Origin of the sequence: Mesorhizobium sp. WSM2240 (genome assembly GCF_040438645.1) — a bacterium.
In the GTDB taxonomy this organism is placed as follows: domain Bacteria; phylum Pseudomonadota; class Alphaproteobacteria; order Rhizobiales; family Rhizobiaceae; genus Allomesorhizobium.
Window position 1 is genome coordinate 1,133,162 of sequence record NZ_CP159253.1, and the last position, 14,502, is coordinate 1,147,663.

12 protein-coding genes are annotated in these 14,502 nt (G+C 58.2%); 5 read left to right on the plus strand and 7 right to left on the minus strand.

What is annotated here, in order from left to right:
• Positions 1 to 55 precede the first annotated feature (55 nt).
• From ABVK50_RS05410 to ABVK50_RS05420, 3 genes are all read left to right on the plus strand, one after another.
• A complete protein-coding gene (locus ABVK50_RS05410; RefSeq protein WP_353642536.1) occupies positions 56 to 253 on the plus strand; it encodes a helix-turn-helix transcriptional regulator in 198 nt (65 codons plus the stop codon).
• Between the two features lie 1,056 nt (positions 254 to 1,309).
• Entirely contained in the window at positions 1,310 to 2,578 is a 1,269-nt protein-coding gene (locus ABVK50_RS05415; RefSeq protein ID WP_353642535.1) for a hypothetical protein, read from the plus strand.
• A 1-nt stretch (position 2,579) separates the two neighbouring features.
• On the plus strand, positions 2,580 to 3,710 hold the full coding sequence (locus ABVK50_RS05420; protein WP_353642534.1) for a hypothetical protein: 1,131 nt from the start codon (positions 2,580 to 2,582) through the stop codon (positions 3,708 to 3,710).
• Between the two features lie 227 nt (positions 3,711 to 3,937).
• Here ABVK50_RS05420 and ABVK50_RS05425 read toward each other — a convergent pair whose 3' ends face one another.
• The 6 genes from ABVK50_RS05425 to ABVK50_RS05450 form a co-directional block, all read right to left on the minus strand.
• Entirely contained in the window at positions 3,938 to 4,372 is a 435-nt protein-coding gene (locus ABVK50_RS05425; RefSeq protein ID WP_353642533.1) for a hypothetical protein, read from the minus strand.
• Between the two features lie 2 nt (positions 4,373 to 4,374).
• Positions 4,375 to 5,079, minus strand: a complete 705-nt coding sequence (locus tag ABVK50_RS05430; protein ID WP_353642532.1) for a hypothetical protein — start codon at positions 5,077 to 5,079, stop codon at positions 4,375 to 4,377.
• The gene (locus ABVK50_RS05435; RefSeq protein ID WP_353642531.1) at positions 5,076 to 5,684 is read right to left on the minus strand and encodes a hypothetical protein; all 609 of its coding nucleotides are present in this window, start codon (positions 5,682 to 5,684) and stop codon (positions 5,076 to 5,078) included. Before ABVK50_RS05435 ends, ABVK50_RS05430 begins: the two co-directional genes overlap by 4 nt.
• A 56-nt stretch (positions 5,685 to 5,740) precedes the next feature.
• The gene (locus ABVK50_RS05440; protein ID WP_353642530.1) at positions 5,741 to 6,523 is read right to left on the minus strand and encodes a hypothetical protein; all 783 of its coding nucleotides are present in this window, start codon (positions 6,521 to 6,523) and stop codon (positions 5,741 to 5,743) included.
• Positions 6,524 to 7,270: 747 nt separating this feature from the next.
• Complete coding sequence (locus ABVK50_RS05445) at positions 7,271 to 7,606, minus strand: MucR family transcriptional regulator (protein ID WP_353646010.1); 336 nt, start codon at positions 7,604 to 7,606, stop codon at positions 7,271 to 7,273.
• A 91-nt stretch (positions 7,607 to 7,697) separates the two neighbouring features.
• A complete protein-coding gene (locus ABVK50_RS05450; RefSeq protein ID WP_353642529.1) occupies positions 7,698 to 8,129 on the minus strand; it encodes a hypothetical protein in 432 nt (143 codons plus the stop codon).
• A 278-nt stretch (positions 8,130 to 8,407) separates the two neighbouring features.
• Between ABVK50_RS05450 and ABVK50_RS05455 the strand changes: the two genes are divergently transcribed.
• Entirely contained in the window at positions 8,408 to 9,418 is a 1,011-nt protein-coding gene (locus ABVK50_RS05455) for an ATP-binding protein (RefSeq protein WP_353642528.1), read from the plus strand.
• Positions 9,419 to 9,470: 52 nt separating this feature from the next.
• Entirely contained in the window at positions 9,471 to 12,017 is a 2,547-nt protein-coding gene (locus ABVK50_RS05460; protein WP_353642527.1) for a S8 family peptidase, read from the plus strand.
• Positions 12,018 to 13,136: 1,119 nt separating this feature from the next.
• Here ABVK50_RS05460 and ABVK50_RS05465 read toward each other — a convergent pair.
• The gene (locus ABVK50_RS05465; RefSeq protein WP_353642526.1) at positions 13,137 to 14,309 is read right to left on the minus strand and encodes an IS110 family transposase; all 1,173 of its coding nucleotides are present in this window, start codon (positions 14,307 to 14,309) and stop codon (positions 13,137 to 13,139) included.
• Positions 14,310 to 14,502: the final 193 nt, after the last annotated feature.

The following is a 14,502-nucleotide window of genomic DNA, read 5'->3' on the forward strand; positions in this document are numbered from 1 at the left end:
TCCCGACCGGTTCGCCCACATGCCCAAATCTCTCCGATCGCCCCGGCACCTGCGATTGCTGGATCAACTGATTTCGCTACGCAAGGCCAACAACCTGACCCAGACGCAGGTTGCCGAGAAGCTTGGTCGCCCGCAATCCTTCGTCGCCAAATACGAAGGTGGAGAGCGGCGCCTCGATGTTGTTGAGTTTCTCGAGGTGACGGCTGCGCTTGACGCGGATCCATGCGAGATTCTGTCCAAGCTTCGGTCATAGTTGGGCGCCCGGCCGCCTGACGGCGCTCGCCGGCTCCTCGTAAACCGAGCCCGCTTTCCTTCGGCAGGCTCAGGCGGTTTTGGCCATTCGGCTTAGCCGCCCGGCGTGGAGCGCTGGCCGATCAGCCGCCCCTGGGGTGAGGGGAAGCACAATTCACCTGCGCTACCACGGTTTCCTGTGATTCGGCAGGCGGGAAACATCCTCGTGCAATGCCTGTCGCTGCCTTGACACTACAGGGGTCGCAGGTTCAATCTCTGTCACGCCCACCATCCAACCTCCTGTAGAGACTTCGTTTTCCGCTAAGCGACACCCGCCTCAGGACTGATCGAATTCGTAGCTGTCACACTCTTGTCATAGTAAAAGGGTTCGGCCACAATTCGCAAGCGGCGGGCCAAATGGCAGGTCCAAATCCGGCGGAGGGGAATCGCCCCGATAACATGTTCTTTCGTCACGAAGGCGGATGCTAAGGCTCGGGACCGAGAGGTTCTAGCTGACCGGCAAGACCTACCCGCCTAACCCAAAAGTTTTGGAACAATCACGTTGCGGGACCTCGTGGTTCGATATCGCGATGAGGTGGTTCCGGCGAAGCGGGGTGCCGAGACTGAAACCATCGTGCTGAACGCGTTCCTCCGCGATCCAATTTGTGCCAAACGCCTGTCGAGACTTACCACGTCCGATTTTGCCAATTATCGCGACCGGAGACTTGACAAAGTAGCCACTGCGACGCTCAGGCGCCGGTTAGCCCCTCTCCACAACCTGTTCGAAATTGCACGAACGAGTGGCATGTTCCGCTGAAATCAAACCCCCTCAGCAAAATTGCCTTGCATGGATTCGACAGGAAAAGCGCAGCAGGGCTGAAGTTGTATGTCCATTCGATTGCCCTGGGTCGGATCGCGAACTAGGCATTCCCTTCGAAAAATTGCGGCAAAACACGGCATTTCGGTGAGTACGTGCACAAATTGGCGTGCGCGCTGCCCTCACACCCCTAGTTAAACGCGCCACGTCGTCTAAAAGGGCCTTGGGCAAAATGGGGAGTGGCGAGTCGCGCCAAATTGCATGGAAAAGAAGACGAAAGGCGCGTGGCTTCTTGCCCAGTCTAAAAACTTAGATTCCGTCACTGGAGCCGGTGCCGCTCGGTTGGAAACAATTTCCTATGCTGGACGGGTCGGCAGGCTTTATAATCTCCTCCGACGCAATATCGCCGATAATCCAAATCCAACCCTAGATAAACGGACGATTTCCAAGGTCTGCCAGCTGAATGGCATTGATCGTTCCACGCGTGAAGTCGGGCTCAATATTTTACAAGATCTTGGGCGTATAGATGTTGCTAAAAATGAATCTGTGAGCGTCCTTGGTGCGACAAGCACCGCTGTTCTGGAGGTCACTGCTGACATTTTCACCGACGCGACACCCACCACGGACGAAGAAGCCGTAATCGAGCTTTCAGAAAAGGTGGCAGAAAAGCCGCTTAGCCGAAAAGACGCTATGGAATATGTTGCTGACGTTTTTCATATAGCAAGCAATGATACGTCGAACCTGATCGAACTCTGCAAAACCACTGCAATTATCGACGAAGAGACCGATCGCGGACGAACGATCCTATTCAATTCCAATACATTTCGGGACGGTCAGTATGCAGCGAAAGCTCTCCTTGTTTTGGAGGGCCTCACAGATTTGGAGAAATCTAATCTACTGGAGGTTCAGGAAAAACTTCGAAGAAACGGCGCGCTTTTCGACAGAGAGGTCGAAAGGATTCTGGGCCAAGATTTGTACAGGCGGTTAGTAAGTGTCGGCTTCTTTGACAGAATGGAAGTTAGCAACAGCACCGAAGCGGTTGGTTATATAGCGTCACCCAATGATTTTCAGAAGTTCGGCAGACCTTTTGAGGACGATCCAATCGATGATGCAAAGGCTCTTCTTGCCTCGCTCACATATGGCCAAACCAGGAGCAACTACGTCAGGGGAAGTATCACAATGCCCGACGCCCTACTTAGAGCTTTGATCGCAGGACGAGAGATTGGAAAAAACGGCGTTCGCGCTATTGGCGAAGATTATCGGGAGCTTGAAGCTCGACAGGTTGTCCAGGTCCATGAGCGTGGGTATGGACGCTACACTATGAGCTTGCTCAAGAAAGATGTTGGTGAACTCGCTCTAACGATCGTTCGCGGCGGAGCGGCTGCGCAGGAGGCTGTTCTTATGGATGATTCAGCCGCGACTTCCTTTAAGGGACCGCACAATGTGCGATCGGACGTTAGGCAAAAGAACACCGTTGGCGACAAGCGTTTCGTGACCGACGCTTTGGACCGCCTGAGAAGCGGAGGCTAGAATGGCGGCGGCACCGAAGGGCGCAGCGCTAGAAGAACTTGTTAGGGCATACTTCGCCCGCCAGGGTTTCTTCGCGCTAAGGGGTGTTTCGTTACGCTTCGACGAGGAAGAGGTAACAGATATCGACGTCTGGCTTTATGGTAGACAGTCGGCCAGCTTGAGAACCCGCACCATCGTCGACGTTAAAGACAAGCGCTCACCAAAGGCATTTGAGCGGATTTTGTGGACGAGGGGGGTTCAGCTGGCGCTTGGGTGCGACCGAGGGGTGGTGGCCACGACCGACAACAACCCAAAGATAGTGAGGTTTGCCCAACAGCAAAAGGTTGCCCTCTTGACGAGGCAATTTCTTGAGCGCCTGCAAAAGAATGTGAGCACCGAAACTCGCCAATCGGCCGAGCAGTTCGTGGCGAATATCCAGAGCAATCCCAATCACAAGCAGGACGGAGATTGGCTTCGCCGGATAGCTGACGCGAAATCAGCACTTATTAGCCTTTCCGGATATCCAGCATTTAACAAGGCGATCTCGACGTTTCGCTTTTTTGGAGAGCGGGCGGAAACGAGGCCACTACATCGAGAGCAGGCGTTAAGGGGGGCCTATATCGCAGCTGCGTTGGCGTGTATCGCGTTGGACAGTGCTCTAGAGCGTTCCGTTTATGAGGACGCCGCGACAAGATTCAGGTCAATTGCGAACGGTGTTACGTATGGTGACGCTGGTGATGGGCGCGTTCAATCGAGCATTGATTCGGTTTTGACCGTATTGTCTGGCGCAATGGAAAATGGGCGGGTGGTAGCGACTCAGGCTAGAGATGCTTTTGAGCGTCTCTTTGAACAAGTCAGATCAGATATAATAGCAGAATTTTTTTCAAGGGAGCACAATTCTTCGTCGCTATTTTCGGTCGCTAGGGAATTCGACGAGAAAGCGCACAGTATTGATCCGTTGACTATGCTAGACCTATCGACCGAAGCGAAATCGGTTTTGGGAGTATTTGCCGATTTTGTAGCTGTAAAACGGGGTCCACTGTTCGCAGGACAGTCTCAGAGGAGCTCAGGGAACAGAGCCTCCGAAACTGGTCAACCCAAATCAGCCGATGATCAGGAGCCATCGAAATTGAAACAGGATAAGCTGCTTTAGCCAAGGCAATCGGGCCTAGTTGAAGCTATGTCTTCCTGTCACACTCCTGTCACAGCGGGATTCGAAAATATTCAAAGCCGGCTTCGGATTGCGTGTAGCCAAAGAAGATCGTAGACTGCGCTAAGCAGCTGAATTTATTCAATCTTTCGATAAGAGTGTAGCGAAGCGGAACTCTCTCTCAGCGGGAGAGCCCTGCATTGACATGGCAGCGCGGAAAGCCCGCCAAATCAGGGGAACGTTATTCTCACCAATTTCGGATCGTGATCGCTGACCCTCCGGCTATCCGGCTGGACCGAATTCACATGGAGCGCCTGCATCGACGCTGCCTGGTCATTTCCCAATTGGACAAGCATGTGATCGAGCGACTGCGAATTGCCTTCGAAGACATAGCTGATGCGTTCAAGCGGCGGCTCGTCCAGCGCGAGGTTCCTGAACGCCGGCTCGGCGCCGGTAAGCAGAAGCAGTGGCGTTTCGTACCAGAACGCGTTGAAGTCTCCGAGGACGATAACTGTCCGGTTCGCGTCGTGGGGTAGTCCTCGTACAAAGTCGCGCACAGCCCGCACCTGGGCGATCCGTGCCGGCTCCGCCGGATCCACCGGTGGCCGCACGATGCCATAGACGCCGCCGCTGCCAGCCTTCGATGAAAGGTGCACGTTTATCAATTTCACCTCACGGTCACGAAACGTGAAGGTCGCAACGAGCGGGAGCCGGCTTCTGCCGAACGCCGGCGCAACGATCTGACTCGGACCGGCGGGGTCGGCGCTGATACGAGCCGATTGAAGAGATCGGCCACCCGGATATTGCCGCCAGGCTGACCGCCGTATGTGTCATCAATCGGATCGATGGACAATGGCTCATACCGCGGACCACCAGCGTCGATGATCGCGTCAATGAGCGTTGTCAGCGTCACATCCGACGCAACGACCTCGCTGTATTCGCCGCCGTCATTGTCCTGCACTTCCTGCAAGGCCAGAATGTCCGGTGAGCCGAGAAGTCTGACGACGTGATCCGCGATGGAGCTGAATTTTCCGCCGCTGACATCATCATCAGGATCGCCGACCGGCGTGCGCTCGACACGCTCGAGAACAGGGTCCAAGTTCTCAACATTGTAGCCGGCGACCGTAAGGACGTCATCGGCAGGAGCGACACTTATGGCAACGATCTCCTGCTCGTTCCGGCTGGCGCCGCTCGCATTCACCAGCCGTAGTTCGTAGAGGCCGCGGTCAAATGCAATGTAGCCTTCGATGCTTGCAAACGTGTCGCCGACGGTGTGCTGGAACTGCGGCGCCTGCGCTTTCGTCACCTGTATCTGAATTCGTTCTGGGTTGCTGTCCCCGGGGGTTGCCGAAATACCGCTGAGTGAGTTCATCCCAGTTGCGCCGACACCGCGTTCAGCCACCACCCAGAACTCGCCGAACTCATTCGTTGGGCCGACGACAACCGGGTTGTTGATTCTGACAAGGGTGTGCTCTCGAGGCTTTCATAGAAGTCGGTACCGGAAATCGACGGATCGCCGCTGTCCTCTGATATGTAGAGCACCTCGGTGGGCGGCATCCTGCCGCCAGTTCCAATTGCTACCGGCGCAAGCGGAGCCCCAGAAGGCAGTTTCTCGAACACTGCATCGGCTATGACCGTCGTAGTTCTAGTCTCATCGCGCTCGTCAGACTCGCGAACGGCGCCCTCGACTCGAACCCGGTCTCCGACGGCAAAGCCATCCGCCTTTCGCCGGACGATGATGCTGTCGGAGTTTGCGTCGTTTCCATCACCTATCTCACGCACAATGAAGTTGTTGCCGAATATGTACGTTACGACACCTTCGAAGATCACCGGCGATCGAACGTGGGGAGAGGTGTGCCCGCTATCTTGAATCTGTGGAACTCTTAGTCTTTCGGCAGCCTGAAGGTCGGCAGCTCCAGCTGCCGCGACGCCTAAAAGCAATAACGCTATCCATCGTGCCCTCATGCCATCCACCATAAGACGTCTCCAACTATACCGTAGATCAGCAAGTCCCATGGACTCACGACGCTACGCTATGCCCTCGGCCAGATGGACTTGGCTCCTGCCTGCCCGTCAGCTATTTCGGGGACTTGGTTGCTAGGTTTGCCCGGCGCTGTCTCATTGTTGAACCACTCAAATATCTCTATCGAAACTCTTGTGATCCTGATGGCAAGGGCCGCGGCGAGAAGAAAGAAGCCAAAAAATCTGTATTGCGCGAGCACGCCGCGAGCGTCGTGAACAAATAGGCTCCCCCTTAATCCCTCGACGATGGATCGGATGTTCACGACATCGGGCGCCAAGAAACTGTCCTCTGGATTGTCGAGTACATGGTACTCGTTTTGTAGGGCGCGGGCCCATCTTTCCAGACCCTCGATCCCGTCAATGGTCGGCTTGAGGTTCACCTCGTTCAGTCGGAAGCGGAAATTCGTTGGAATTTCCTGCAGGGCCTTGCATTTGTCGGATTGGTCTTTGTCTTGCTGGCACATGAAGGCGAGATCGTCCATCACCACGGGAAGCTGTGACAACGCGTCAAGTGCGCGCTCGAACGCCGCACGAACATCGGCCTCGTATTGCTGCCGTGAAAACTCGAGCCCCGCCGCTAGCAAGCCGACCGCAGTGACACCCAGATAAAGATAGTCGATGTATTTGGTGACGTTTTTTGTATGGAACCGGCGTACAAAGTAGAACCACGCATGGTAGACTGTTAGCGCGATCGCGAAGCATATGGCTATTTCCAACGGAACGTCTTGGTCCGTGCCGAGACGACGCGATATGAAAGACCCCGCGACAGCGACGCCGATCACGATCGCGGTCAATAAGGCAAACTCAAGAGCGACTGACGCTCTCCGCATTTTTCCAGGCATCTCAAGCTCTCACCCTCCTGCCGCCGAGCGTATGCCTTTTGCACGCTCAGTCAAAGGGCTGCCATCGCGCGTCCAAGTCGCCCGTCAGCCAGGTCGCACCGACGCCACAGCTCTTCTGCAAGGCCAACGCGGAACCACCTCGGCGGGGGCACTAGCGTTGACCAGAAGTAATACGCCCTGCGGCGGACCGCCCGTATAGCATCTCTCGCGCATCAACGAGCTCGACGAGCCTCGGTCGAGCGCCACGGGCATAAAGCGGCACCGACTTTTGCTCCGGACAACCCTACAACCCTTCGTAAGGCGCGGCACGGTAACCGCCACATCCCTACCATCAAGCCGAAGCAGCGCGTAGGCGGAGGCGTTGGCGGGCATTGCGGGTGCTCCGTCCGATCGAGCAGGGCGAGGAGCTGCACCGCACGGGCGTATCGACACAATTTTTCCTTGGCGGCAGAAAATAAGGCCCCCTTTCCTCGCAATGACGAGGTGCTGGTCCGAATGAAAGTCATTGTGATTGCAGAAGCGTGATTGCGACAATCCCAGCTTGCCGCTCGGTGAGGCTTTTCATAAGGAAAAGACCCGTCCGACGTTGTGGCGGGGGGCGGGACGCCGGACGGGTCGATGCGGGCAGGCAAAGGTCCGCCGCGAGGTGGTATTGGCACGACTAGCTGAGTCGGGCAATGCGTGGCCCGACCAGGCCCGCTAATCAAGGGACGGCGGAAGGACGCAGCCTTCCCTACGCGGCCTTCTTGAGGCCCCGGCGCGTATACCGGCCTCACGTCCCAACCCTGATGCTTTGGCCGGTCGCGAACGCGCGGCCGCGTAACTCGGCGCCACCATCGGCAGATTCCATTTCGCCCGGTATTCGTCCGGAGTCATGCCGGAGCTGGTCATTAGATGGCGCTTCAGCGGCTTGAACGGTTTGCCGTCTTCAAGGCATAAGATGTAATCCGGTGTCACCGATTTCTTGACCGGAACGGCGGGCTGCTGCGGTTCGACCTCGACCGGAACTGTGGTGCCGTGACCTGCGTTCACCATAAGGATACATCTGGCATTGTGTCGGGGAAGGTTGCCAATGATCCGGCTTTTATGCACCGGAAAACTGGCTCGGTTGCGATAGCAGGATCATTTACCGTGCACCTGCGTCATACAAGATCGCGTCATAGCGATTGACGATATCCTCAACCCACGGCGTCATGCGTGATGCGGTTGCGCGCCACTCTTGGAAATGGTGGAGCGTCTTATCCCAATCAACGAGGCCCTTTGCGTTGGCGATTTGCTTCTTATAGTCCTCGGCCATCGCCATGATCTTCAATGCCGCGTCCCTTTGGTCATTGAGGACTTTGACCATGCTGTCGCACATTTCGGGACTGTCGCCGCAGACTTGAGCGCAGCGACGGGTCAGGCGTGGCATGGCAGCGGTGATGATATCGAGCGCCCGACCTGCTTCACTCGCGACCTCAGCGTTCAATTTGGCTATCTCGGCGCGCCTGTCGCTCCGGTGCATCGCCCTATCGCCAGCAATCCCGATTAGCGCGAGAAGCCAAGAAACGAAATCCATCGCGGTGATCCTCCCAAGCTGGAGGATCATATCTCACAGGATGCCGCCGGGCGATGCCCTCCCGAATTCGCTGAACTGGCCCCTGGAACCCTACACACCGGGAAATCGGAATCTCCCTATCTGCACGACGCCGACGATTTTGTTTCCACAGCTGATTCCAGCTGCGTCAAGATGGGCAGTCTGGAAAGTGCCCCATGATCATGTTATGTTCTGTCGGCCAGCGTAGAAACTTAACGTTTCTGCGCTTTCTTTGTGATTCGAAATAAGGGGAGGCGAGCATGTCGACGAAGCATATCCTCGCGCTCCTGAGTTCGCATGTCGAGGGAGACGAAGAGCAGCTGCTTTCGATCGCCTTGCAGATCGCGGCACAGGAAGCCCGTCAGGGCCGCGCCGAGGACGCCGAAAAGTTGAAACGGCTCGTTCAGAAGGCTCGCGATCAGCGCCGAATCGGCAAGCCTGCAGGCGGCCAGACGCCGATCCCGCTTGCCCGCCCCCGAGGAGAATTGCAGGGGCTTGTCGAAAGCACCTATCCGAAAATCAAGCTGGCGAACATGGTGCTGTCCGACGACGTTGCCAAACGTCTCGCACGCATTGTGCGCCAGCAGCAGGAGCGCGTAGCCCTACGCGAACATGGGCAGACGCCTGCCACCCATATGCTGCTTGTGGGCCCGCCTGGAACCGGCAAAACGATGACGGCCTCGGCGCTGGCTGGCGAACTGCATCTGCCGCTCTTCACGGTGCGTCTCGAAGCCCTGTTCAGCCGCTTCTTTGGAGAGACTGCGGGCAAGTTGCGTTTGCTTTTCGATCAGGTCGCCCAGACGCGGGGTGTCTACCTCCTCGACGAGTTTGATGCGATCGGTGCTCGCCGAGGCGACCCTAATGATGTCGGAGAGATACGCCGTGTTCTAAACTCCGTCCTTGCCTTTATGGAGGAACCCAACTCCACCGACAGCCTCGTTCTGGCGGCGACAAACCATGTCGAGATCCTCGATCAGGCTTTGGCACGGCGCTTTGACGAGGTGATCGAATACACGTTGCCCGACGCGAAGTCCGCCCGAGCGATAATCGAGCGGCGGTTGGGCAAGTTTAAATTTAAGGCCGGGTCCTGGCTCACGCTTGAAACGGTCCTCGAAGGGCTAAGCCAAGGAGAATTGGTGCGGGCCGCCGATGCCGTCGTCAAGGATGCCATCCTCGAGGGTGCATTGAAGGCTGCGCCGGAGACATTGCGTGACGCATTGGAGAACCGTCAATCGCTTAGGAGCAAGTTCCGTCGCTCGTCCGGCAGTTAGGCAGGCTCCGCCGACCGGATCAAATGGAATGTAACTTACCAGGTAGGGTCTTATGGCGGAGCCTGAAAACGACGACGAAAGAAACCGTTCCCATATCAAGATCGACGTCTTCCGCGAGGAGGCCGCCTACGAGTATCCGTCGCGCAACCAGCAGCGCAAGCCGATGCGTGACGACTATGCCGCCCACGCCGAGCATCTCCTTGACCAACTGGCGCAAGCACTTGGCGATCAGCCGGCCGCAGGCGCCGATCAGCGGTTGCCCATTCAAGGACTGAAGCCCGGAACGATTGTCGAGGTCGAAACGGTGCCTCCGGCTGAGGGTTCGCGGACCAAGGCCGTGAAGGTGCCGACCAATCTCGAATTTCCCAACCAGGATGTGGTCGTCCTGCGGTCTAGGCGAAATGACGATCGCACAGAGAGCGCGCTTTTATTCGTGCCGGATGATGCGCGTGACTTCCTGCGCGGCCGGATCGAAAACTACGGTCGCGATCCTGGAAACCAGCGCCGGCCGGATGTGGACCGTTTCGAGGCGATCGACCACGTTCGCGCCATCGAAGCGACGGCACTCTTCACCGGCGAGGTGGACTTAGCCGCGCCGGCTGCAGCCTGGTGGGAACTGTGGGTCCGCCAACCGGTTGCGCTTGCGGAACGTATTGCTGCCGCCGCGCAGAACGCGAACATCGACGTTCACGCGGATCGTCTGCTTTTCCCCGATACCACCGTGCTCTTCCTGCACTGCGCCGCCGGGAGTGTTGCTGCTTTCTCAGCACGCATTCCCGGTGCCGTCATGGAGATTCGTCGGGCGACCGGCACGATCGAGATTTTTCTTGCGGGCGGCGGCGGTTTGGACCAGCACGATTGGGTTGCGGAGTTGGCGCCGCGTGTCGGAGCTCCACCCGAGAAATCTCCGGTCGTTTGCACCCTCGATACCGGTGTAGCCGCCGCCCACCCACTGATTGCCCCTGGGCTTCGCGGCGCTTGGGCCTACGACGTGGGATGGGGCGCGGATGATCACCATCCCAATGGTGGTCATGGAACACCCTTGGCCGGTCTCATCCTTTATGGTGATCTCGAGCCGCTGATGAACGGGATCCAGCCCGTTCAACTGACCCACGGCGTCGAATCCATGAAGCTCCTGCCGCCGCAAGGCTTCCCGCCCACTAAACCGCCGAGCTACGGCGTTGTCACGCAGGGCGCGGTCAGCGCTGTGGAGATCGAACAGTCAGATGTTCTGCGCAGCTTCTGTCTGGCAATCTCGACCACTGATTTCCCGCCGAGCCGGCCGTCGACCTGGAGCGGCGCACTCGATCAGATTGCCGCCGGCGCCATGCACGGGGAAGCGGCAGAAGGAACACCAGCATCGGAACGGCCGAAGCGCCTGCTTGTGGTTGCGACCGGAAACGTGTTGGAGGGCATGGCAGTGGACGTGCTGCCATGCCAGTCGCTTGAAGACCCATCCCAAAGTTGGAATGCCGTGACGGTCGGCGGCATCACCCGCAAGGAGCAAGCTCCGGCACCGCCACCCGCTCTCAGCCCCGCTGTTCCGGCCAATCATCGCAGCCCCTTCAGCAGGGGATCGCAGTCGCTTCCCGACGATCTGACGCCGATCAAGCCGGAAGTCCTGTTCGAGGCTGGAAACATGCTCTCGGCTGCTACCGGCCTTTGCGATTGGCATCCTGCCGTCTCGCTCTTGGCGCCGGGATCGGATGTTGTTGCGGAACCTTTGGTGCCATTCTGGGCGACCAGCGCGGCCGTCGGCATGGCCGGCAACTTCGTCGGGCAACTGCAGGCCGCGCTGCCCGATCTCTGGCCTGAGACACATCGCGCGCTCACAGTTGATTCGGCCCGCTGGCCGGAGCCTATCCGCAAGAATTTCATCGGACGCGGAGCCCATTGGAAGACCGGGAAAAACGCCACCAAAGCGAAGGTGCAGGAAATGCTTCGCGAGGTCGGCTACGGCGTGCCGGATATCACCCGGGCGATCATGTCCGCGCGGAACGACGCCACAATGATCGCACAGGCGGAGATTCAACCATACACGATGGGCGCGGCAGGCGCTGCTGTGTTCAACGAGATGCACTTTTACGACCTGCCTTGGCCTAAGACCGCGCTGGAGCAACTCGAAAATGAAATCGTCACGATGAAAGTGACGCTCTCATATTTCATCGAGCCGAACCTTACCGGCAAGGCTGCCACACGTCCGGACACTTATCGGTCCTTCGGGCTCCGCTTTGACATGAAGAAGCGAGGCGAAACAGATGCGCGTTTCCGCAGCCGTGTTTCTGCCAGTCAGGAGAAGGACGGCACGCAATCCGATAGCGAGCAGAGCTATTGGCTGCTCGGCCCCAAAGCAGTGCAAGCCGGATCGCTGCATTGTGACCTCTGGCGTGGCTATGCGGCCGACCTCGCCTTGCATGATGCGATCGCAGTCTATCCGGTCGGAGGGTGGTGGAAGTCCCACGCAGGCCAGAAGCGCATTACGGACAAGGCCCGATACGCCTTGGTCATCTCAATCTCCGCGCCGGGGCAGAACATTGACCTCTATTCCGAGGTCACGGCCCTTGTTGAGGCGAAGGAGGTCGAGGTGTTGGTGGGATGAGGGCTAATTGAAACAGGACCACCATCGAACTCGTATCAATGGTGGGGGATTGGTGCGGATCTACCCGTCGAGTGCTGGGGGTGTGTCATATTTCGTGTGTGGCGCACTCAGGAGCCTTTGTCTCAATGCGTAGCGCTCCTCCGGCACACTCAACTGCTAAAAGCCAATAAAGGTGCTAACCAAACTTGCTAATTAGCCTTGTTAAGCCGCTGATTTTTTGAGAAAAACAAGCTGTCTGGAAAGCCTAGATTCGAACCGGGACTAACGGAGTCCTTGTCCGGACAATACATCTCCTGCCGCCGAAAGTGCGGTCAGCGTTCATGGGCAGGGGAAGGGAACATTCCGCAACTTGTCCAACCGCGTGGACTGCGGGCCCGGCCGCAGCCCCCAAATCTCTTCATACGACGCTGGAGAGCGGCGCCTCCATACCGTTGAATTTCTCGACGTGACGGCTGCGCACGGCTCGGATCCATGCGAGATTCTGTCCAAGCTCCTGTATAATTGGGCGCCCGCGCGCCCTTGGCGCGCACCGGGTGCTCGTGAACCGAGCCCGCTTTTCTTCGGCAGGCTCAGGCGGTCTCGGCCATCCGGCTTCGCCCCCTGGCGCAGGGCAGCCTCTCGGCTGCTGATGGCCGCCGTCCTTCGGCCGGCGCGGTTTGTTTGTCAGCCTGTCCCGGTGGCGCGGGGTGGGCGGCACTCCCTTCTAGGCCCGCCGCGGCGGCCCGCAACCCTTCGCTTGTCGCTCCGGGTCCTCCACCTCCGTTCCGGTCCTGCGGATGCAGACCGCCTTTGACGGCGGGCCTTTCCGGTCGCGTCTCGCCGCCCACCCCACTCACATGGGGACTTTGTCGTCAAGGCTATCTTCGCATATCAACCTCAATGCGTTGTGATCCAAGGTCCGAGCCTCTCGTCTTGGCGCGGTGACAACACCGGTCCAAACTCACATACGGTCGCTGCGCTGTGGCAGCTGCACCAACATCCCGCTTTCGTCGGTAAGGCTCAGGGGAACGCGACCAGTCTTCCGGACGGCATTTTTAGGCCAAGTGGGGTGGGAGGTTCGTTCGCCCTGGATCAGCCGGGAGCGATCAATCCCGGCGGATGGGACAGAGAGTACGTTGATTATGCCGGCTTCATGACCGCGCCCTCAATGACAGCACCATGGTGAACATACTTCCACAGCGCGATCAGAAGTTTTCTCGCGAGCGCTATGATGGCCGGCTTGCGGCGCCTGCCACCGTCGAGTGTGACCCGCTCCTGGAACCACTGTGCCAAAGCCGATCGAGGTTGATGCAAAAGCCAGAACCACGACAATTGCACCATCACGGTCCTCAGCCTCGGATTGCCCGCCTTCGATACGCCCTGTTCCCGGCTGATCGATCCGCTTTGCCACGGTGTCGGTGTCAGGCCAGCATAGGAGGCAAGCTGCCTTCGGTTCGCGAATTCGCGGTACAGTCCCTCGGACCACAGCACCTCGGCAAAGTCCGCGCCCACGCCGCGCAGCTGTTTGAGCATCGATATCCCATTGGCGACCTTTGACGGGGCGCATTCGTTGCGGGCCACTTCGTCACGCGCTGCTTCCACGTCCTTGATCTGCCGAAGCACGAGTTCAATCCGGTCCAGGGCACGCCCAATCTCCGTTTTCAAATTCGGCGGCAGCTCCCGGCCGTCTCCGGTTCTGAGCTCTTCCAGCCGAGTGCGTCGGTCCTGCTTCAGCGGCTCAAATCCAACGACACCTTGCGAGAACAAGAGCCCCTTCACCCGGTTCACGATTTTGATCCGCTCCGCGATGAGAGCGCGTCGCTCGCGGCTGTTGCGCTTTCGGTCCTCTTCCTCCGGCGTTGGTGGAACGACCATAGCGCAGACACGCGGCTCGCCGCGCTTGTAGGCAAGCAGGGCGCGAAGGAGAGTCTCGCCGTCCAGCTTGTCTGTCTTCGCTCGGCGTTTCTTACGTGACGTGGCGATGGATGCGGCATCGACCACATGGCTTTCGATTCCGTCACGCTCAAGGATCCGATGTATCCAGAAGCCGTCTAGGCCAGCCTCCTGGATTGCGATCACCGGCACGTCACGGCACGTTCTGCGCCGAACCGTCGTCTTTAGCTGGCGGACAAGGTCCAACAATCCGGCCGTATCGCCCGCCTTGACGACACGCTTTGACATCTTCTCTCCGTTGCACGGCAACAAGCTCGTCACCAACCAGGTCGAACGACTGAGTTCCATGGACAGGAAGATGGCGCCGAGCGTCGTATGGACCGCATTGGTTTCAATCTCAGTCGCGTATTCAGTCTTCATGTGTCTGGTCCCTCCAAGTCTTCATGAGCAATATGTTGGTCAAAGCGAGTTGATCGCAGCTGCGGTCATCGCTTCGCGATGCGGTTTGATTGTTGCCCGCCCCCGTTTCGCGGGGTGGGCGACGCTCCTTTCTAGGCCCGCTGCGGCGTGCCGCAACGCTCGCTGCGCTCGCATCCTCCACTCCGTTCCGGCC

What these genes read in the sequence shown, in the direction of transcription:
- ABVK50_RS05430 (WP_353642532.1), bottom strand. Translation starts at nt 5,079, where the DNA reads ATGAACTCACTCAGCGGTATTTCGGCAACCCCCGGGGACAGCAACCCA.
- ABVK50_RS05445 (WP_353646010.1), bottom strand. Translation starts at nt 7,606, where the DNA reads ATGGTGAACGCAGGTCACGGCACCACAGTTCCGGTCGAGGTCGAACCG.
- ABVK50_RS05415 (WP_353642535.1), top strand. Translation starts at nt 1,310, where the DNA reads ATGGAAAAGAAGACGAAAGGCGCGTGGCTTCTTGCCCAGTCTAAAAAC.
- ABVK50_RS05450 (WP_353642529.1), bottom strand. Translation starts at nt 8,129, where the DNA reads ATGGATTTCGTTTCTTGGCTTCTCGCGCTAATCGGGATTGCTGGCGAT.
- ABVK50_RS05460 (WP_353642527.1), top strand. Translation starts at nt 9,471, where the DNA reads ATGGCGGAGCCTGAAAACGACGACGAAAGAAACCGTTCCCATATCAAG.
- ABVK50_RS05455 (WP_353642528.1), top strand. Translation starts at nt 8,408, where the DNA reads ATGTCGACGAAGCATATCCTCGCGCTCCTGAGTTCGCATGTCGAGGGA.
- ABVK50_RS05465 (WP_353642526.1), bottom strand. Translation starts at nt 14,309, where the DNA reads ATGAAGACTGAATACGCGACTGAGATTGAAACCAATGCGGTCCATACG.
- ABVK50_RS05435 (WP_353642531.1), bottom strand. Translation starts at nt 5,684, where the DNA reads ATGGTGGATGGCATGAGGGCACGATGGATAGCGTTATTGCTTTTAGGC.
- ABVK50_RS05420 (WP_353642534.1), top strand. Translation starts at nt 2,580, where the DNA reads ATGGCGGCGGCACCGAAGGGCGCAGCGCTAGAAGAACTTGTTAGGGCA.